The 19062-nt window shown below is 61.9% G+C and carries 17 protein-coding genes; 8 read left to right on the top strand and 9 right to left on the bottom strand.

Annotated elements, in window-relative coordinates; genetic code table 11:
• Positions 1-3 precede the first annotated feature (3 nt).
• The 5 genes from MU551_RS08625 (at position 4) to MU551_RS08605 (ending at position 5150) form a co-directional block, all read left to right on the top strand.
• Positions 4-699, top strand: a complete 696-nt coding sequence (locus MU551_RS08625) for a DUF4129 domain-containing protein (RefSeq protein ID WP_247042548.1) — start codon at positions 4-6, stop codon at positions 697-699.
• Positions 696-1946, top strand: a complete 1251-nt coding sequence (locus MU551_RS08620; protein WP_247042547.1) for a DUF4350 domain-containing protein — start codon at positions 696-698, stop codon at positions 1944-1946. The genes MU551_RS08625 and MU551_RS08620 overlap by 4 nt, the downstream gene beginning before the upstream one ends.
• On the top strand, positions 1943-3010 hold the full coding sequence (locus MU551_RS08615) for an AAA family ATPase (RefSeq protein ID WP_247042545.1): 1068 nt from the start codon (positions 1943-1945) through the stop codon (positions 3008-3010). Before MU551_RS08620 ends, MU551_RS08615 begins: the two co-directional genes overlap by 4 nt.
• A 5-nt stretch (positions 3011-3015) precedes the next feature.
• The gene (locus MU551_RS08610; protein ID WP_247042543.1) at positions 3016-4308 is read left to right on the top strand and encodes a DUF58 domain-containing protein; all 1293 of its coding nucleotides are present in this window, start codon (positions 3016-3018) and stop codon (positions 4306-4308) included.
• Positions 4309-4385: 77 nt separating this feature from the next.
• Complete coding sequence (locus tag MU551_RS08605) at positions 4386-5150, top strand: DUF4166 domain-containing protein (RefSeq protein WP_247042541.1); 765 nt, start codon at positions 4386-4388, stop codon at positions 5148-5150.
• Here the strand turns inward: MU551_RS08605 and MU551_RS08600 are convergent.
• From MU551_RS08600 to mnmA, 7 genes are all read right to left on the bottom strand, one after another.
• Positions 5147-6190, bottom strand: coding sequence for a uroporphyrinogen decarboxylase/cobalamine-independent methonine synthase family protein (locus MU551_RS08600; protein ID WP_247042539.1), 1044 nt, complete (start codon positions 6188-6190; stop codon positions 5147-5149). The two genes, MU551_RS08605 and MU551_RS08600, sit on opposite strands and share 4 nt — an antisense overlap.
• Complete coding sequence (locus MU551_RS08595) at positions 6191-6604, bottom strand: chorismate mutase (protein ID WP_247042537.1); 414 nt, start codon at positions 6602-6604, stop codon at positions 6191-6193. It abuts the gene before it with no gap.
• Between the two features lie 87 nt (positions 6605-6691).
• Positions 6692-8407 carry an ABC transporter ATP-binding protein gene (locus MU551_RS08590; RefSeq protein WP_247042535.1) on the bottom strand — a complete coding sequence of 572 codons (1716 nt, stop codon included), beginning with the start codon at positions 8405-8407 and terminating at the stop codon, positions 6692-6694.
• Positions 8404-9426 carry an ABC transporter permease gene (locus MU551_RS08585; RefSeq protein WP_247042534.1) on the bottom strand — a complete coding sequence of 341 codons (1023 nt, stop codon included), beginning with the start codon at positions 9424-9426 and terminating at the stop codon, positions 8404-8406. The genes MU551_RS08590 and MU551_RS08585 overlap by 4 nt, the downstream gene beginning before the upstream one ends.
• A gap of 1 nt (position 9427) precedes the next feature.
• A complete protein-coding gene (locus tag MU551_RS08580) occupies positions 9428-10519 on the bottom strand; it encodes an ABC transporter permease (RefSeq protein ID WP_247042533.1) in 1092 nt (363 codons plus the stop codon).
• Positions 10520-10632: 113 nt separating this feature from the next.
• Positions 10633-12264 (bottom strand): ABC transporter substrate-binding protein, encoded by a 1632-nt coding sequence (locus tag MU551_RS08575; protein WP_247042532.1) that lies wholly within the window; start codon positions 12262-12264, stop codon positions 10633-10635.
• A gap of 231 nt (positions 12265-12495) precedes the next feature.
• A complete protein-coding gene (mnmA, locus tag MU551_RS08570; RefSeq protein WP_247042531.1) occupies positions 12496-13635 on the bottom strand; it encodes a tRNA 2-thiouridine(34) synthase MnmA in 1140 nt (379 codons plus the stop codon).
• Between the two features lie 216 nt (positions 13636-13851).
• Here mnmA and MU551_RS08565 point away from each other — a divergent pair, with 216 nt between their 5' ends.
• Positions 13852-15108 (top strand): NAD(P)/FAD-dependent oxidoreductase, encoded by a 1257-nt coding sequence (locus MU551_RS08565; protein ID WP_247043156.1) that lies wholly within the window; start codon positions 13852-13854, stop codon positions 15106-15108.
• Here the strand turns inward: MU551_RS08565 and MU551_RS08560 are convergent.
• A complete protein-coding gene (locus MU551_RS08560) occupies positions 15087-16316 on the bottom strand; it encodes a cysteine desulfurase family protein (RefSeq protein WP_247042524.1) in 1230 nt (409 codons plus the stop codon). The genes MU551_RS08565 and MU551_RS08560 overlap by 22 nt on opposite strands.
• A 73-nt stretch (positions 16317-16389) precedes the next feature.
• Positions 16390-17127, bottom strand: coding sequence for a hypothetical protein (locus MU551_RS08555; RefSeq protein ID WP_247042522.1), 738 nt, complete (start codon positions 17125-17127; stop codon positions 16390-16392).
• Between the two features lie 293 nt (positions 17128-17420).
• Here MU551_RS08555 and MU551_RS08550 point away from each other — a divergent pair, with 293 nt between their 5' ends.
• Both MU551_RS08550 and MU551_RS08545 read left to right on the top strand, forming a co-directional pair.
• The gene (locus MU551_RS08550) at positions 17421-18365 is read left to right on the top strand and encodes a J domain-containing protein (RefSeq protein WP_247042520.1); all 945 of its coding nucleotides are present in this window, start codon (positions 17421-17423) and stop codon (positions 18363-18365) included.
• Between the two features lie 55 nt (positions 18366-18420).
• Positions 18421-18888, top strand: a complete 468-nt coding sequence (locus tag MU551_RS08545; RefSeq protein WP_247042519.1) for a tRNA (cytidine(34)-2'-O)-methyltransferase — start codon at positions 18421-18423, stop codon at positions 18886-18888.
• The last annotated feature ends 174 nt before the right edge of the window (positions 18889-19062 follow it).

The raw sequence follows: 19062 nt of genomic DNA, 5'->3' as shown, positions 1-19062 counted from the left end.
ATTATGGCTGCCGCACACCTGGCTGGGGCATTCCCTTCCCTTGGTCCGTACCAGGCAGAGCCGCCGGTGCTTCCCGACCGGGATGAGGCCCGTCGTAGGGCCGAGGAGGAACTGTCCAAGCCTAAATATGCGGAATCAGCTCCTGGTTGGATAGAAGATGCCTGGCGGAATTTCCTGCGCTGGCTGGACTCGCTGGGCAGCAGTGATGGCACCGACACCGGAGCGCTGCCCCTCATCACGGTTGCGGCGGTCATCGTGATTGCCGTGGCGATCGTGCTGGTTCGTCCCCGCCTGAACGCGCGCCGGAAGAACAGCAGCAAGGCCGTTTTCGACGCCGACCCTTCCGTCAGCCCTGACACGTACCGCCAGAGGGCGGCAGCTGCAGCCGCCGTCGCCGATTGGGGAACGGCTGTTGTCGAGCAATTCCGGGCAGTGGTACGCTCCGCCGAAGAACGGACCATTATTGATCCGCTGCCCGGTCGAACGGCTGACGAAGTTGCAGCAAGTCTTGGAGCGGCCTTCAGCCCCGTCGTGTGGCGGCTGGAGCGGGCAGCAAATGTCTTCGACGCAGTCCGCTATGGACATGCACACGTGGACCAGCAGGATTTTGCAGACATCGTGACATTGGACGAGTCCATCTCCGGCCTCCAACCGGACTTCAAGGGTTCACCGTCCCATACGCTGGCGCGTCCGCTGTGAGCCTTGATCTTGAGGGCGGCTCTCCCGATTCGCCGGCTTCGAACCCCCAGGCAAGCAATATTTCCGACGCGTCCTCCCCTCGGCTGGCGGGAGTCATTTCCAACCGTCTGCGCCGGCATCGGGGCCTCATTCTGATCAGCCTCGTGGTCGTTGCCGCCATGGTGTGGACCATCGTGGCTCAGCTGTCGCCAAAAGCTGACGGTGCTGTCCTCTCCATCCGTAATGCCGCCCCTCACGGGGGGATGGCGGCAGCAGGGATCCTTGAGGACCACGGCGTTGTCATCCAGCAGACCGATTCGTTCCAATCCACGCTTTCGGTGTTGGACAGTTCGGCCGACAGGGGCGAGGGAGGCAGTACCGTTCTCCTCTACGATCCCAACGGCTTCCTGGAGGAGGACCGGTTGCAGGAGCTCCTTGAGTCCTCTGACCGTGTGGTTGCGGTGACCCCGCATTTTCAAACGTTGCGGGGCCTCGGTGGTGAAATCCGACAGGCCGGAGTCGCACCCGAAGCCCTGGATACTGTGGAGCCTGATTGCGATGCGGCCGATCCCCGGGCTGCCGGAGACATCTCCGCTGAATCCGCCTTCCTCTACACCGGCGACGGCGGGGGCTGGACCTGCTACCGGGCCGTTGAGTCCGACGGAGGGATCTACGCCACAACCGAGGACGAACGGCTCATCGTGCTGGGGAGTACCGGGATCATCAGCAATGACCTGCTCGAGGAGCATGGCAATGCGGCCTTGGTATTGCGAACGCTGGGAGCTAGCGACACCCTCGTCTGGTATCTTCCCGGCCTCTCAGACATCTCACCTACGGACTCGCCGCCAACGCTCAATGAGCTCGCCCCGAAATGGGTGGGGTTTCTGGGTCCATGGCTGGCCCTGGTGGCCCTTCTGTCCATGTTCTGGCGCGGACGACGCCAAGGACCGCTCGTAACGGAGCCCCTTCCCGTGGTGGTGAAGGCGGCCGAAACAGCGGAGGGCCGTGCCCGTCTCTACCATGACGCCCGGGCAGTGGACACAGCCTCTGAAAGCCTCCGCGCCGGGACCCTGGTACGGCTGGCCAAGTCCCTGAGGCTTGGCGCGGACGCAGAACCGGACGACGTCATCGCCGCCGCGGCCCGCAAACTGGGACGGAGCCCGGAAAGCGTGGCTGAAACACTCAACGGCCGTCCGCGTACTGAAGGCCAGCTGGTGCACTGGGCACAACAACTTCAAGGACTAGAGAAAGAGGTAATCGAACAATGAGTGAGCAGCGTGCGGGGTATCCTGCCAGCGGTATGACCGGAGCGTCACAGACAGTAGCCCCATGGCCCTCAGGACAGCATGCGGCTCCCCGGGATGAGGAGCACGCTCGTCTGGGTGATCCCGTTCGTCAGTCACTGTTGGACGTCCGGCATGAAGTAGCTAAAGCAGTGGTTGGTCAGGACTCCACCGTCACCGGCATGCTGATCGCCCTTTTGTCGCGCGGTCATGTGTTGCTTGAGGGTGTTCCCGGCGTGGCAAAAACGCTCTTGGTCCGCACGTTATCCGCAGCCTTGAATCTTGATACCAAACGTATCCAGTTCACCCCCGACCTCATGCCTGGCGACGTCACGGGATCGCTGGTGTACGACGCCCATTCATCTGAATTCACCTTCAGGGAAGGACCCGTCTTCACCAATATCCTGCTGGCTGACGAAATCAACAGGACACCTCCCAAAACACAGGCGTCGCTGCTGGAGGCCATGGAGGAACGTCAGGTATCTGTGGACGGGGTCTCGCGCCAGCTTCCCGTGCCGTTCATTGTTGCCGCCACGCAGAACCCCGTGGAGTACGAAGGCACCTATCCCCTGCCTGAAGCCCAGCTTGACCGGTTCCTCCTGAAACTCACCATGCCGCTGCCCGGGCGCGACGACGAAATAGAGGTCATCCGGCGACACGCTGCAGGCTTCGACCCGAAAAATCTGGCTGCCGCGGGAGTCCGTGCGGTTGCCGGGATCGAAGAGCTGGAACTTGCCCGGCGGGCCGTCGCCGAGGTAACTGTCGCACCGGAAGTGCTCGCCTACGTCGTTGACATCGTCCGTGCGACGAGGTCCGCGCCGTCCTTCCAGCTGGGCGTATCCCCTCGAGGTGCCACGGCCTTGTTAAGCACATCCCGCGCCTGGGCGTGGCTTTCGGGACGGCAGTTCGTCACGCCCGACGACGTCAAGGCCCTTGCGCTCCCGTGCCTGCGGCACCGGGTGGCGCTTCGCCCGGAAGCGCAGATGGATGGAGTCCACGTTGATGGGGTGCTGGGCAGCATCCTTGCTTCTGTGCCAGTTCCCCGCTGATCCTCATGGCGATTTCCGGACGTTTTGTTCTCCTGGCATTGCTGGGCGTTGTTCCTGTGCTGATGTATCCGGACTGGGGAACGGTCTTACTGGTATGCCTTGTGCTTTGCGCAGTCCTCGTTTTTGATCTGGTGACCGCAGCATCCCCGCGCAGCATCTCGTTCGAACGTTCCGTCGCTGGCAGCGTCACGCTCCTCACAGGCACAGATTCCACGCTCACCATCACAAATTCCGGTCCACGCCGTCTCCGCGCGACCGTGCGCGACGCATGGCAACCATCCGCTGGAGCCCAAAACCCGGTTCAAAGACTGGACATACCTTCCGGAGAACGACGGCGGATGACCGTAAGTCTGCACCCGACCAGGCGCGGGGACCTGAAGGCCGACAACGTCACCGTACGGTCGTTCGGATCATTGGGCCTGGCCGCCCGGCAAAGAACATTCCCGTCCTCCGCTTCACTTCGTGTGCTCCCGCCGTTCCACTCGCGCAGGCATCTGCCGTCCAAACTGAGAAAGCTTCGGGAACTTGATGGCAAGGCAGCGGTGCAGATCCGCGGCGCGGGAACGGAATTTGACTCCCTCCGGGACTACGTTCGCGGCGATGACGTGCGTTCCATCGACTGGCGCGCTACGGCACGACGATCCGCCGTCGTGGTACGCACCTGGCGCCCCGAAAGGGATCGCCGTGTCGTCATCATGCTGGACACGTCCCGGACCGCAGCGGCACGTATCGAGGACGAGCCGCGCCTCGATACCGGCATCGAAGCAGCCCTCCTGTTGGCTGTCCTGGCGGAACGTGGCGGCGACAGAGTGGACTTCTTCGCCTTTGACCGGAGAGTCAGGGGAAGGGCTGCGTCTGCGTCGAGGGGCAATCTTCTCGAACAGTTGGTCCAAGCCATGGCGCCACTGGAAGCGGAACTCATCGAACTGGACTGGAGCCAGATTCCCGGCCAGGTCCGGGCGGTGTCGGCGCACCGCTCCATGGTGGTGCTCCTGACGGCGCTCGATGGCGGCGCACCCGAAGAAGGACTGCTGCCCATGGCTGCGCAGCTGATGCAGCAGCACGTTGTTGTGGTTGCCTCAGTGCGCGATCCGATGCTGGCTGAGATGCAGAACGAACGCACGACGGCGGCCCACGTCTTCCGTGCGGCTGCCGCCGAACGCGCGCTTTTGGAACGGGAGGCCGTGGCGAACCAACTCCGCCACCTCGGTGTGGAGGTGGTGGATGCTGAACCACATCAACTGCCGCCTGCGTTGGCCGATATGTACATCAGGCTCAAAGCGGCAGGACGTCTCTAGCCCGGCTTGATGAGGGCAAGTGTGAACCAGTCTTTGAGTGTTTGAAAGACAAGAATCAGAACTATCAGGAGGCCAGCGTGACAACCCCGATTTACCGGCGTGCCATGGGCAGCGACTTTGAACGCCTGCAGCCGGAGCTGCAGGAATACTTCACGCTTGCCCCCGGAATGGGCAAGTATGGCATAGGCGAAGGGGTGTTCGAGATTGTTGGTTGCCGCCAGTCCTGGCTCCGGCCACTCTTGAAGCTAACCGGCAGCGAGGAGGCCTTCTTCCCCGAGTACGGGGAAGGCATCCGGTTCCGGATCGAAAACCACGCCCACCTTGACCCCTTTGGGCGATCAAGCCTTACTGCGCGGCGAGAGATCTTTTTTCCTGGAATCACGCGTCTCTTCCATGACACTACGAGCCTGGTTGAATCCCCTCAGGGAGCACAGGCTGATTCCCTCGCTGCATCACCACAGGATGCACCGATGGGTCCGCCCCGGAATCCCCGGCTTGTTGACTACGTTGGCCGCTACCGGAGACTCGTAACGGATCTGGACCTCGGAGTCACCGAGGACGGCCGGCTGCGTGGGATTTCCGGAAACTCCCGGCTGTTCCTGGGCCCTCTGCGGATTCCGCTTCCCAAGGCCCTCGATGCAAAAGCCTATGCAGAACAATGGTGGGATGCCTCTGAGCAGAAGCACCGGATCCAGGTCAAAGTGATCCAGCCCCAGGTTGGCCTCGTCCTGGTTTACGCGGGGCATTTCGACTACCGTCTGCTCAGCTATCCTGGGCGCGGCAGCACTCCCGGGTTCCTCCCGGCCTATGCCCAGCCGGACAAGTGGGAAAGCCGAACCTAGCCCAAGGCCAGCTGGTTGAGGCCGTCTGCCACTTGGGTGAGGCGGGTGAGGACCGCTGTTGCGCTTGATGGGGTGTGCCCGGCCAAGCCTGCCGACGGCGTGACGCGGAGCGATCTGAGGCTATGGGCCGGAAGCCCGAGCTGCCGCCATGGCCGCCAGACGTTCTCCACCACCTCCGGCACGCGAGGGAGACGTCCCGAGTGGATTTCAACGGGCAGGACTCCCGCCCATAACCGCTTACCGGATTCCACGGCAGCCGCCAACTGCTCCCACTGGCGGGATGTGAGCGCTTTAAGAGGAACGGAAATACCATCGGCTCCGGCAGCGATGATGCGGTCAAACGGTGCTTCGACTTCCGGAACTGCCACGACAATCTCCACGGCACCCGCAACACGCAGGGCCTCAATCAGCGAGCGCCACGATTCAGTAACTTCATGCCCGGGGACGGAACGGAGGGTCCGGTAACCACTGGACGTCGGGATGGTCCCGGCCATGATTGCAGCAACATCCGGCTCGTCGATCTGGACCACCAAACGGGCACCGGGGACCGCCGTCGAGATCCGCGCGAGCAATTCGTGGACGCCTGCTGCCAACGAGTCAGCAATATCGCGTCGTGCCCCGTAGTCCAACAGGGCCCGCTCGCCATTGTGCAGATGGAGCCCGGCGGCCAGGGTGAGCGGACCAATGAGCTGGACCTTGAATTCTTCGGCCGGGGCCTCTTCTGACCCGGCTACATCTGCGAGCACATTGATATCGGTCGAAAGGGCCGATTCCGCCCTGCGCATGTCCTTGCCGGGCCGGTCCACGATTCTCCAGCCGTAGGGCTGCGCGTCAACGGCCAAATCCACAAGAACGGAGGCAGTGCGTCCCAATGAATCGGAACCAACCCCGCGTTCCGGGAGCTCAACCAGAAACGGCAAGTGCGGGGAACCGAGTTCGCCGCGGACGATACGGCTGGCTTCCAGGGGGTCCTCCCCCGGCCATGGGCCGAGGGCTGTTGCGGTGACCTGGCTTTCCTGCTGTGGTTTGTCGAGCGGCATTTAGGCGTCTACCTGCTGTGATGAGTTCAGGGCGCCGTTCGTGGCCGCTTCATGGTCCTCGGCAATCGCTTCGTGATGGCGGATGACCTCGCCAATGATGAAATTAAGGAACTTCTCCGCGAAGGCAGGATCCAAATGGGCCTCTTCCGCCAGGCGCCTGAGCCTTGCGATCTGGGCCAGTTCCCGCCCGGGATCGCCCGCGGGCAGTTTATGCGTTGCCTTGAGAAAGCCCACCTTTTGCGTGGCCTTAAAGCGTTCGGCCAGGAGGAACACAAGCGTCGCATCTATGTTGTCGATGCTGGACCTGATGGACAAAAGTTCCGCCATCACCGAGCTATCCACCTGGCCGGCGAGGGAACTGGCCGAAGGATCGTAGGATTCAGCGTCGGGGTGGTCATGGTTCTGCTCGCTCATGGTTCCAGTCTAGGGGTACGCCCTACCCCGCCGCCGTCCGGCAAAGAACTGGTCCGGAACGGCGGCGGTTTCCTGCCTGCGCCGGGACTACGTTGCGAGCAGTGCCCGGTTCTCTTCCCGTCGCCGGGCCTGTTCTTCAGGATCAGGCACAGGCAAGGACGCGATGAGCCGCCTGGTGTAGTCATGCTGCGGGGCGCCCATCACCACGTGGCCCAGACCTTGTTCCACCAGCCTGCCTTTGTAGAGCACACCTACCCAGTGGGACAGGATGTCAACGACCGCAAGGTCGTGACTGATGAACAAGGCCGCAAAGCCGAACTCCTGCTGGATCTCTTTGAAGAGCTCCAGCACTTTGGCCTGGACTGAGACGTCCAAGGCTGACGTCGGCTCGTCTGCAATGAGCAGCTTGGGGTTCAGGATGAGGGCACGGGCCAAGGAAGCCCGCTGCCGTTGCCCTCCGGAGAGCTCATGCGGATACCTGCCTGCGTACGACGCCGGCAACTGCACCGATTCGAGCAGCTCGCGAACCCGCTGGCGTACCTGGGCAGGCGTCGGGTCACCATGGATGATGAGTGGCTCAGCAACGCAATCGCCAATGGTGAGATGCGGGTTGAACGAGGCGGCAGGATCCTGGAAAACAAAGCCAATATCCTTGCGGTGCGGCTTGAAAGTGCGCTCCTTGAGGTTGAGCATTTCGTAGCCAAGGACTTTCAGGCTGCCTCCGGTGGCCCGGTTCAGCCCCGCGATCGCCCTGCCGATAGTCGTTTTGCCGGATCCTGATTCACCCACCAGGCCAAAAACTTCGCCCTCGGACAGGGTGAAGCTGACACGGTCCACCGCCTTGAATCCCGGGCTGCCAAGCCTGCCGGGATATTCAATGGTCAGGTCCTTGGCCTCAACCAGCACCTTGCCATGTTGGTGCGCCCGTTCCTTCATGCCCTCGGACGCAGAATTCCTGCCGAGATGGGGAACAGCCGCGAGCAGCTTCTGCGTGTACTCCTGTTTTGGTTGGGCGAAGAGGACCCTGGAAGGAGCTTCCTCCACCACATCGCCCTGATACATGACCACCACGCGGTCGGCAAGGTCAGCCACGACTCCCATGTTGTGGGTAATCAGGACAATTGATGTGCCATAGATGTCCCTAAGGTCCCTCAGCAACTGCAGTATCTCAGCCTGCACGGTTACATCAAGGGCGGTTGTGGGTTCGTCCGCAACAATGAGTCCCGGGTTCAAGGCCAGGGCTGCCGCGATGACAACCCGTTGTTTCTGACCGCCCGAAAACTGGTGAGGGTAGTAGTTGACCCTGTTTTCAGGATCAGGGATGCCCACCCTGCGCAGCGCATCGATCGCCAGCAGTTTCGCCTCCCGCTTGCTGATGCGGTGACCGCCCTCTCCCCTGCCGGCATGGGCGCGAAGACCCTCCGCTATCTGCCAGCCGACGGTAAAGACCGGGTTAAGGGCAGTCGACGGTTCCTGGAAAACCATAGCGACGTCGTTGCCACGGATCTGGCGCAAACGCGCGGCGCTCACGCTGATGACGTTGTTGCCATTGATAAGCACAGCCCCTGAACTGGTGGCGGTTTCCGGGAGGAGCCCAAGGATCGTCTTGGCTGTCACGGTCTTACCGGACCCGGACTCCCCCACAATGGCCAGGACCTCGCCCTGCTTTACCTGCAGGCTGACGTCCTTTACCGCATGCACGTCACCCCCGTCGGTGGCAAAGGTAACCTTCAGATGGTCGATATCAAGCACCGGTCCGGAGCCGCCGGCGTCGTCCTTTATGGGATCGATGTTGATGGTCATAACGTCCTCGCTTCGTCTTCAAACGCAGCCTGGGAAGCGGTGGGAGCATCTGCTCCACCCTTGCCGCCGGCGCGCTTGCGTCCCCGTAGACGGGGATCGTTGAGATCATTGATGCTTTCGCCCACAAGGGTCAGGCCCAGGACTGTGAGGACAATGGCGAGGCCAGGGAATACGCCCGTCCACCAAATTCCCGACGTTGTATCAGCCAGGGCCTTGTTCAGGTCGAACCCCCACTCAGCGGCCGACGTCGGCTCGATGCCGAAGCCCAGGAAGCCCAGGGCCGCAAGGGTGAGGATGGCCTCTGAAGCGTTAAGGGTGAAGATGAGCGGCAGTGTACGTGTGGCGTTCCCGTAGATGTGCCGAGTCATGATCCGAACATTCGAGGCGCCCACAACCTTGGCTGATTCCACAAATGGCTCGGCCTTCAAGCGAATGGTCTCCGCCCGGATTACGCGGAAATACTGAGGAATGAACACAACGGTTATGGAGATCGCCGCAGCAAGGATTCCGCCGATGAGGCTGGACCTTCCCCCGCTGATGACGATAGCCATGACGATAGCCACGAGGAGGGAGGGAAAAGCGTAGACAGCGTCCGCGACCACAACGAGTACCCGGTCCAGCCAGCCCCCGAAGTAGCCGCTCACCAGTCCGAGAATGACCCCGACAAAGAGGGACATCACGACGGCGACGATGATCACCATGATTGCCGTCTGCGTGCCCCAAACAACCCGTGAGAAAACGTCGTATCCACCCACGGTGGTACCCCAGAGGTGCTTGCCGCCTGGCGGTTCCTGCGTAGGGAAGCTGCCGTCGGCGTCGGAGATCTGTGAAAAACCGAAGGGCGCAATCAGGGGGGCAAGGATCGCCGTCAGGACAAAAATTCCCGTCAGCACGAGTCCGGCCACCAGCATTCCGCGCTGGAGGCCGACACTCTTGTTGAAATGCGAAATTACCGGCAGCCGCTTGAACAGGGGTTGCCTGGGATCCGCCGCGATCGGCAGGGGGGAAACTGTGCTCATGTCAGTACCTCACACGGGGGTCGATCAGCGCGGCCGCGATGTCCACGATGAAGTTGGTGACGGCCACGATGATTGCCAGCAGGACCACGATGCCTTGGACAGCCACAAAATCACGGGCAGTCAGGTATGAAGCCAGCTGGAAGCCCAGCCCCTTCCATTCGAAGGTGGTCTCAGTCAGCACCGCTCCCCCAAGCAGCACTGCGATCTGAAGCCCCATAACGGTAATGATGGGGATCAGGGCAGGCTTGTAGGCGTGTTTGGTCACCAGTCTGAATTCGCTGACGCCACGTGAGCGTCCGGCTTCGATGTAGTCCTTGCCCAGTGTGCCGATGACGTTGGTCCGGACGAGCCGAAGGAAGATTCCGGCTGTCAGGAGGCCCAGGGCGATGGCGGGAAGAACGGCGTGGGCCACGACGTCGCCAAGGGCTGCCATGTTCCCGCTGCGGAGGGCATCGAGCCAGTAGATTCCGGAAGGGGCGGACAGGGCAGTCAGCGAAAGCTCACTGGAGGTCGTGGCGCGACCTGCCACGGGCAGCCAGCCCAGCCAGACTGAGAACGTCAGTTTGAAGAGTAGTCCGGAGAAGAACACGGGAGTCGAATAGCAAAGGATGGCGAAAATGCGGAGCACGGCATCCGGTGCCTTGTCACGCCGGTGAGCGGCGATCATTCCCAGGGGAATCCCCACTACCAGGGCAACGAGCACCGCGTTAATGGACAGTTCCAGGGTGGCCGCGCCATAGGTGGTCAGCATCTCAGAAACCTTGCGGTTGTCCGACAACGTAGTGCCGAAATTCCCGGTGATGAGTTGGCCAAGATATTCCAGATACTGCACCAGAATTGGCCTGTCGTAGCCTGCGGCGTGGATCCGCTCCTGCAGTTGATCAGGGGGAAGCCTGCCGCCCAGGGCTGACGTTATGGGGTCACCGGTGATCCGCATCAGGAAGAAAACCATGGTGACGAGGATAAAGATCGTGGGGAAGATCAGGAGAAACCTGACCAGTATGTACTGGCCAAGACCGCCACCCGATGACTTCTTTTTCGACGGGAGGATGCCGTCGGCGTCGCTTGGCGGCGCATCAATAAGGGTTGTCATTCGTACCTAAAATCTAGAGATTCCCGGCGTTGTTGGGGACCGGGCGACCAGCAAAAGGCGGGACGCCGTGGTGGCGCCCCGCCTCCGTGGCTGGTCAGGACCTGATGGGACTCTTACTTGGAAATCACGCCAAGACGGGTCTTGAAGGAAGCATCAAGGGTGGTATCAACGCCCTTGACATTCGCACCGGCCACCATCAGTTGTGCACCCTGCAGGAGCGGCAAGGTGGAGAGATCCTTGGCAACGGCCTCCTGGGCTTCACCCAGGACTTTCTCGCGTTCGGCCTTATCAACGGTGGTCAGCTGCTTGCCGATCAGCTCGGTCACAGCCGGGTTCTCGTAGTGGTTGCCCAGGAAGTTGCCCGGGACGAAGAACGGCGTCAGGTAGTTGTCGGCGTCTGAGTAATCCGGGAACCAGCCCAGCTGGTAAACGGGATAGGCGTCGGCCGTCCTGTCCTTGGAGTACGTGACCCATTCAGTCGACTGCAGGTCCACCTTGAACAGCCCCGACTTCTCCAGTTGCTCCTTGATCATGGCGTATTCGTCGCCTGAGGACTCGCCGTAGTGGTCAGGGTTGTACTGGAGCTTGATAGTCACGGGAGCGGTGACGCCAGCATCCGAGAAGGCCTTCTTCCCCTTGTCAAGGCTGGGCTTGCCGGTGCCGTCACCATACATTTCCTTGAGCGGTTGGGTAGCGCCGACAAAGCCGTCCGGAACAACCGAGTACGCCGGCAGGTACGTTCCCTTGTAAACCTGCGTAGCAAGCGCTTCCCGGTCTACGATGTGAGCCATTGCCTGCCGGACTGCGAGCGCCTTGGCAGGATCCGCATCAGGTGCTTTGGCGCCGAACGGCATGGTGTCAAAGTTGAAAACGATGTACCGGAGCTCGCCACCGGGCCCCTTGTGAACCTTGACTTTGGAATCCTTCTCAAGGTCAGCGACATCAGTGGCTGTCAGGCTGCGGCCCGCGACGTCGATCCCGCCCTGCTGCACTTCCAGCTTGAGGTTGTTGGCGTCCGCGTAGTACTTGATGTTGGCGCCGTCATTGGCCGGCTTGCCCAAGAGGCCCTTGTAATCGGGATTGGGTTTGAGGCTGATCAGTTCGTTTTTCTTGTAGCTTTCGATGGTGTAGGGACCGGCAAAGGGCTTGCCTTTGACGATTTCGTCGTCGGTCATGACCTTGTCGGCCGGGAATACCTCTTCATCGACGATGGGTCCCGAGTTGGCAGCGAGTACACCGGGGAAGACCTGGTCGTTACCGTCCTCCAGCGTAAAGACGACTGTCTGGTCGTCAGGGGTGGCCACGGAGGCGAGGTTCCCCAGAAGGGAGGCCGGGCCGTTGGGGTCAGCGATTTTGACGACGCGGTCGAAGGAGAACTTCACGTCCGACGACGTCAACGCGTGGCCGTTCGCAAATTTGAGATCCGACTTCAGCTTGACGGTGTATTCCGTGGGGCTCGTGAATTCTGCTGACTCAGCGATGTCAGGGGTGGAGTCAGCGGTTCCGGGCTTGGCGTTCATCAGGAACGGGTAGATCTGGTTCATCACCATGAATGAACCGGCATCGTAGGAGCCTGCGGGGTCCAGAGTGACCACCTTGTCAGTGGTGCCATACGTAATGGTTCCACCTCCCGCTCCGCCGGTGTTTGTTCCGCCGCCTGACGGGCCCGTGCAGGCAGTCAAGGCGAGTGCGGAAACGCCCGCAAGCGCGATAGCACTCCGCAGGGCTTTCTTAGTTGTTGGCATCTTTGAACTTTCTGTTCGATGACTACCGCGCGCCGCCTGAGGTACGGCGGAAGTACTTTCTTGCTCGAAAGTTACTCCGTATTACGGCGCGCCGTGCTGATGCCTTGATTCAATCAGAGAATCCGGTACCGAAAGGTCAGATCACGTGATTTGAAACACAATATTTACCGGATTGATGCATGACTATCGTTTTCTTCGGCCTGAAGGTTGACCGGCAGGATATCCCGCGGCTTAGAGGGCTGCGCGCTGCAGGGAACGGGCCGTATCAATGGTCGCCTGACCAAGGACCCGGCTCCCCTGGTACAGAACCACCGTCTGCCCGGGCGCAACTCCCCGCAGGGGGTTGATGAGGGTGACCACGAGGTTTTCCTGGCTGCGACCATCCTCGTTGGTAGAGCGCTCCATCCATGCGCGCGCAGGTACGGGGTCACCGTGGGCACGGACCTGGGCGTGGCAGTCAAAGTGCTCACCTGTATTGACCTCGTCGATGGGGAGGCCGGCCCAGGACACCTTGATACCCCGGATTTCGTCAATGGCAAGCAGCGCCTCCGGCCCCACAACCACTTTGTTTTCCTTGGGGCGGATCTCCAGGACAAAGCGCGGCTTGCCGTCGGCAGCGGGAGTGCCCAGCTTCAGTCCGCGGCGCTGGCCGACGGTGAAGGCGTTGGCGCCAGGGTGTTCGCCTACTTTAGAGCCGGTTTCATCAACGATGTCCCCTGTAGTCATTTCGATTTTCTCAGCCAGCCAGCCAGCGGTGTCGCCGTCCGGAATGAAGCAGATGTCATGGCTGTCCGGCTTGTTTGCCACAGACAGGCCCCGCCGCTCAGCTTCGGCGCGGACCTCGGCCTTCGAGGGCGTATCTGCCAGCGGGAACATCGAATGCTTCAGCTGTTCGTGCGTCAGCACACCCAGCACATAGCTTTGATCTTTGGCCCAGTCTGCAGCGCGGTGAAGCTCCCGGTTGCCGTTCGAATCCTCAATCACCTTGGCGTAGTGCCCGGTGCAGACGGCGTCAAAACCCAAGGCGATGGCCTTTTCCAGCAATGCGGCGAACTTAATGCGCTCGTTGCAGCGCATGCACGGATTTGGCGTGCGGCCGGCGGCGTATTCATCAATGAAGTCCTGCACGACGTCTTCTTTGAAGCGCTCGGAGAAGTCCCAGACATAATAGGGGATCCCGAGGACGTCACAAGCCCGCCAGGCATCGCGCGAGTCTTCGATCGTGCAGCAGCCCCGGCTGCCAGTGCGGAGGGTTCCCGGCATGCGGGAGAGCGCCAGGTGCACACCGACGACGTCGTGCCCGGCCTCAACGGCGCGGGCGGCGGCAACGGCGGAATCTACTCCACCGCTCATGGCTGCAAGAACTCGCATACTGGCTTTCTCCAGGAAAAATTCGGGGATTTCGGGGCGGCTTTCCGGTTTGATATACCGGTAGGTACAGAGCCCGCTTACTTATTCTACTGTCCTTGCGAATCAGGGCCCAAAGTCTCTTGACCGTCGGCTGCCCGTCCTTCTAAAGTCAAAAGTAATAGTTTTAGAAATCAGCATACGAAGGCTGCCGTGTTGCAGCCGGAATCGAGGCGCATCATGGTTGCCGGACGCATCGTTATCGTGGGAGGAGGGCTGGCGGGGGCAACGGCGGCAAAGACACTCCGAGGCGAAGGCTTCGCCGGTTCCCTCACGCTCATTGGCGCAGAGAAGCATCATCCGTACCTGCGGCCGCCGCTCTCGAAGGAATACCTCCTGGGTAAAGAGGGCGAAGAAGCCCTTCCCGTGGTGCCGGAGTCCTGGTACCGGGAGAACGACGTCGACCTCCGCCTGGGCGTCACGGTCACTGAAATCGACCCGTCCGGTCATGGCGTAACCCTGGCCAATGGCAGCAGCCTTCAGTTCGACTCGCTGCTCCTCGCCAGTGGCGCCCAACCCCGGACCATACCGCTGCCAGGTAGCGGGCTTGACGGCGTAACTACCTTCCGGACTGTCGATGACAGCCGTCGGCTCCGGGACAGGCTGTCCGACGGCGGCAGGAATGTTGTGATGATCGGCTCAGGCTGGATAGGAATGGAGTTGGCCGCGGCCGCGAGCACCTACGGCAACCAGGTGACCCTGATCGGGCTTGAGGACATTCCGCTGTCTGCTGCGATCGGGACGGATCTGGGCAAATTCTTCCACAGCCTCCACGAGGCCAACGGCGTAGGTTTCAGGCTTGGGGCATCCGCTGTAGAAATACGAGGAAGCTCAGGCAAGGCAACGGGCGTGCTAACCGACTCCGGGGAGTTCCTTCCGGCAGACACTGTCGTGATCGCCGTCGGAGTAGTCCCGGACGTGGAACTTGCCAAGGAAGCAGGCCTGGAGCTGGACAACGGCATTTTGACTGACGCGTCGCTGCGGACTTCGGCTCCGGACATTTATGCAGCCGGGGACGTCGCCAATGCCCTCCACCCGTTCACCGGCCAGCACCACCGCAGCGAGCACTGGTCCAATGCGTTGAACGGTGGCAAAACTGTAGCCAAAGCCATGCTGGGGCAGGACGCGGTGTTCGACACAATTCCTTATTTCTATACCGACCAGTTCGACGTCAGCATGGAGTATTCGGGATTCCCGTCGCTGGCCCAAGAAAGTCCCGTGCTGCGCGGCTCGCTCGAAACCAAGGAGTTCATAGCATTTTGGCAACGTGAAGGGCGGGTGGTCGCGGGCATGAGCGTCAACTGGCCAAAGGCAGCCAAACCCAAGCCCTCCGCCCAAAAGGTGATTAAAGAACTGATCAGTTCACGGAGGCAGCTGGCAGCCGATACCCTGGCCGATGCCGGAGTGCCCTTGGATCAGCTGCTTGCTGAACCCTGACGGGCTACAGTCGCGGCCGTCTGGATGGAGGATACATGTCCCGCCATACCGGCCTGGGCGGCGCGATTGTAAGCATCAGGCAATGCCTTCAGCAACACATCGACATCCGCGTCCGTGGACGCATGCCCCAAGGTGAAGCGCTGCGCTCCCCTGGCAGTCTCTTCGTCCAGGCCCATGGCAAGGAGCACATGGGAGGGACGCGGAACACCGGCAGTGCAGGCCGAACCTGTGGACGATTCCACTCCCGCCAGATCCAGCAGGAACAGCAGAGAGTCCCCTTCACATCCGGGGAAAGTGAAGTGCGCGTTACCCGGCAGGCGGCCGATGCCAGGCGCCCCTCGCAGGACTGCCGCCGGTATCGCTGCCTGCACTCCTGCAATAAGGCGGTCGCGGAGGCCCGCGATGCGTGCGGATTCGGCCGAAATGTTCCGGGTGACGGTTTCGGCAGCTGCGGCGAAGGCTGCGATGGACGCCGTGTCCAACGTTCCCGAGCGGACGTCCCGCTCCTGGCCTCCGCCGTGCTGCACGGGGGTCAGCTTCACCGATCTCCCCAACAGCAGGGCCCCGACACCCACCGGGCCACCTATCTTGTGTCCTGAAATCGACATGGCATCCAGGCCGACATCCCTGAAGGCCACTGGCAGGGAGCCAAATGCCTGGACAGCGTCGGAATGCACCGGAACACCTGCGGCGTGCGCCAGCTCCACGATCTCCGCAATCGGCTGGATTGTTCCTACCTCGTTGTTGGCCCACATCACCGTGACCAAGGCAATGGAACCTGGATCGCGCGCTAGCTCGGACCTCAAAGCATCCAACCGGACCACGCCGTCACTGTCCACCGGAAGCCAGCAGGCCTCGGCTCCCTCATGTTTTTCCAGCCATTCCACCGTATCCAGGACTGCGGGATGCTCGACGGCGGAGCACAGTATGCGCGTGCGCGAAGGATCTTCGCCGTGGCGGGCCCAATACAGTCCCTTACCTGCAAGGTTGTCCGCCTCGGTACCTCCCGAGGTAAAGATGACTTCTGAGGGGTGCGCTCCGGCCGCTGCGGCAAGCGCTTCACGGGCATCCTCGACTGAGCGACGGGCCCGGCGCCCGGAGCCGTGCAGCGAAGAGGGGTTGCCGGTGCGGGAAAGTTCCCGCGTCAGTGCAGCCAACGCCTCCGGGGACAAGGGCGTAGTAGCGGCATGATCAAGGTAGGCAGGCACATACCAATTCTAGCGTTGGGGCCCCGCCGCTTCGGCTGGAGGCAGCTCAGGGGGAGCCTTATGGAAGGTGGCGTCAGTTCGATGGCGGCACAACGGCCACGCTTTGGACCACATCGGCCTTCGCAGCTGACAACGTCGCCTGATCCGGACAGGAAATGGAGATATAGACGGAAGAGCCGGTCTTGGCGAACATTCTCGCCATTATCGAGGTGGCCTTGGCCCCGGAAGTTGGCCGGCTTTCAAGGACCAGGACCTCCACCTTGGGAGCAGGCTTGTCCGGTTCGCCTCCCCAGCGCAGATTGGCCGGCGTCAGGTAGTCCGGCAGGATGGTGGAATCGAGGTAGGTGAAGAGCTCGGCCGTGGACGTTTTGTCATTGCCGCTGGAGGTCAGGGGCCACTGGTTTGTCCGCACTTTAGCGGCCACAAGACAGCCGTCGGCTTTGATGTACTGATTTTCGCCCGCCACATCCTGCTTCCCGGGCTTCCAACCCGGGGCTTTGGCCAGCCCGTCAGAAATCCCTACAGGAACCCCTGCAGGCAGCGTATCGCCTGCCGCGAAGGGCATGTCCTTACCGGCCACGGCAGCGGCATCGTATCCCGGAGTTATGGTCGGTGTGGCTACTACCGGGGTGGGGGGAACAATCTTGGGAGCAGCAGGGTCCGGTACGTCCAGGCTGCAGCCCGCCACTGTCAACGCCACACCGGCTGAGAGCAGGACAGCTCGAAGAACACTCCCCCGAGGCCCCGCCAGGCGGCCAGCCCGCTTGGCCGATTTATCCCGCTGCATCTCCCGGCGCGTCTTGCCGTTCATGTCCTGCACCCAGTCCCCCCGCTGCCCTGCCGAAGACGCCGTCCTGCACGGGCCTCCGCAAAAGTCTAATCTCCGTCGCCGCCACAACCGATTCGCACGGACCAGCCTCGCCACCGCAGTCGGTCTGCCTCGGCCGCCCCGCCACCTCTTCCAATGCCGCCTGACCCCGCAGCCTGGTCCCGCCGCCACGCGGGAACCAAGAGCGACCGTGCAGTCGTTGTGTTCCTAGCCGGTTAAACTGGCCGGACCGGACTGCCTGAGCGGGCTGGCACCATCAAGAAAAGGATCCGTGGTTGACCCAGGGCAGCAGCTCCCACTATCAGGTTCTCCGTATAGCCGTCACGGCAACGGAGAAGGAGATCAAGGTGGCTTACCGGAAGGCCGCACGCCTGTCCCATCCTGACCAGGGCGGTGACGCCGCCGCTTTCCGCCGGGTTACTCTCGCATACGAGACTCTCATGGATCCCAAACGCCGTTCAGCATACGACCGCGCCTATGCGATGGGAACGTCAGAGGACGACGACGGCGCGCACTTCGACGCTCCAGCGGCAGGCAGCCATGCCGCGTCCACCGTCCGGCGCCCCAACACTCCCCGGAACACGGCAGGTGACCCCGCCGTCTATATTCCGCCGTTCGACTCCCCCGACCAAGAGGGATACGTTCCCCTCATACCCTTTGAATTGGCCCGCCAACAGGTGCATGGGATGCCCCGGAAACGTGGGATCTTCGGAGCCGAGGCCCGTATCCAGCGTGAAATGCGTACCGTCCAGCTGGTCACCCGCCAGATCCTTCCTGCCATTCCCGCCGCCAGGCTCATCAACGGCCTTCAGTCCCCCGCTGACAACAGCCACATCGATCACGCTGTCCTCTCCGGATACCGGCTTGCGATCATCGGATCCATGCTGCTTCCAAAAGGTGCCTATGCGTGGAACGGCAGTACCCTCAACCACGGCGGCCGCTCCATCGCGCCACCACAGCTGGCGCATGTGGTAAGGCGCATGCAGGACATTTTCCCTGAATTGAACGTCACAGGCTGGACAGTCATACACAGCCCCGACGGTAACCTCCATGAGCCCGTCATCGACCACCACCGGCGGTCCCGCAGCAGCCTGGACATGGTGCAGGTGGTCAACGCTGCCGGGCTGGCACGGGGGCTCAAGCAGTTCTTGAGTTCAGGACCGGCTCCCAACACCGTGAACGTGCCGGTACTGGCCAGGCTGCTCCGCGGAATGCACTGACGCGGCGTACACCTGTCCGGCCAACACCGGCGGCAGGGGTAGCTACTATGGGACAGTGTTCCGCATCCTCTTCCATACCCCTGAAATTCCCGGCAATACCGGCAACGCCATCCGCCTGGCTGCCATAACCGGCGCAGAGTTGCACCTCATTGAGCCTCTCGGGTTCGATTTTTCCGACGCCAAACTTCGCAGGGCCGGGCTGGATTACCATGACCTCGCCGTTGTCACCATCCATCAGGACCTCGACGCCGCGTGGAAGGCCCTTGAGCCGGAGCGGGTTTTCGCGTTCACCTCCGACGGCGAGGCGTCCTATGCAGACATCAGCTACCGCCCGGGCGACGTCCTGCTGTTCGGCAAGGAATCCGTGGGACTTCCGGAATCCATCAAGTCCGATCCCCATGTAACCTCGCGTGTCCGCCTGCCGATGCTCCCATCCCTGCGCTCGCTGAACCTGGCCAACGCTGCGTCCATCGCCGTCTATGAGGCATGGCGACAGAATGGATTCGCGGGAGCCAAGCTGTAGGAAACAGCAACTGCCTTCTTCCCATCCGAACTTCCGCCGGCGCCGAATCCCTAGTACGAAAGCGAGCGGAGGGAACGTGATAGCGGAAGGTGAGAATACTGACAGCACTCCCTGGCGGGGATACCGAAACCGCACCTCACGGCAAATCTTCCGTCAGCCTCCGCGCTCCCGCAC

Source organism: Arthrobacter rhizosphaerae, assembly GCF_023062595.1.
GTDB lineage: Bacteria > Actinomycetota > Actinomycetes > Actinomycetales > Micrococcaceae > Arthrobacter > Arthrobacter rhizosphaerae.
The sequence above is the reverse complement of the archived record's forward strand: the minus strand, read 5'-3'. Positions and strand labels throughout refer to the sequence as shown.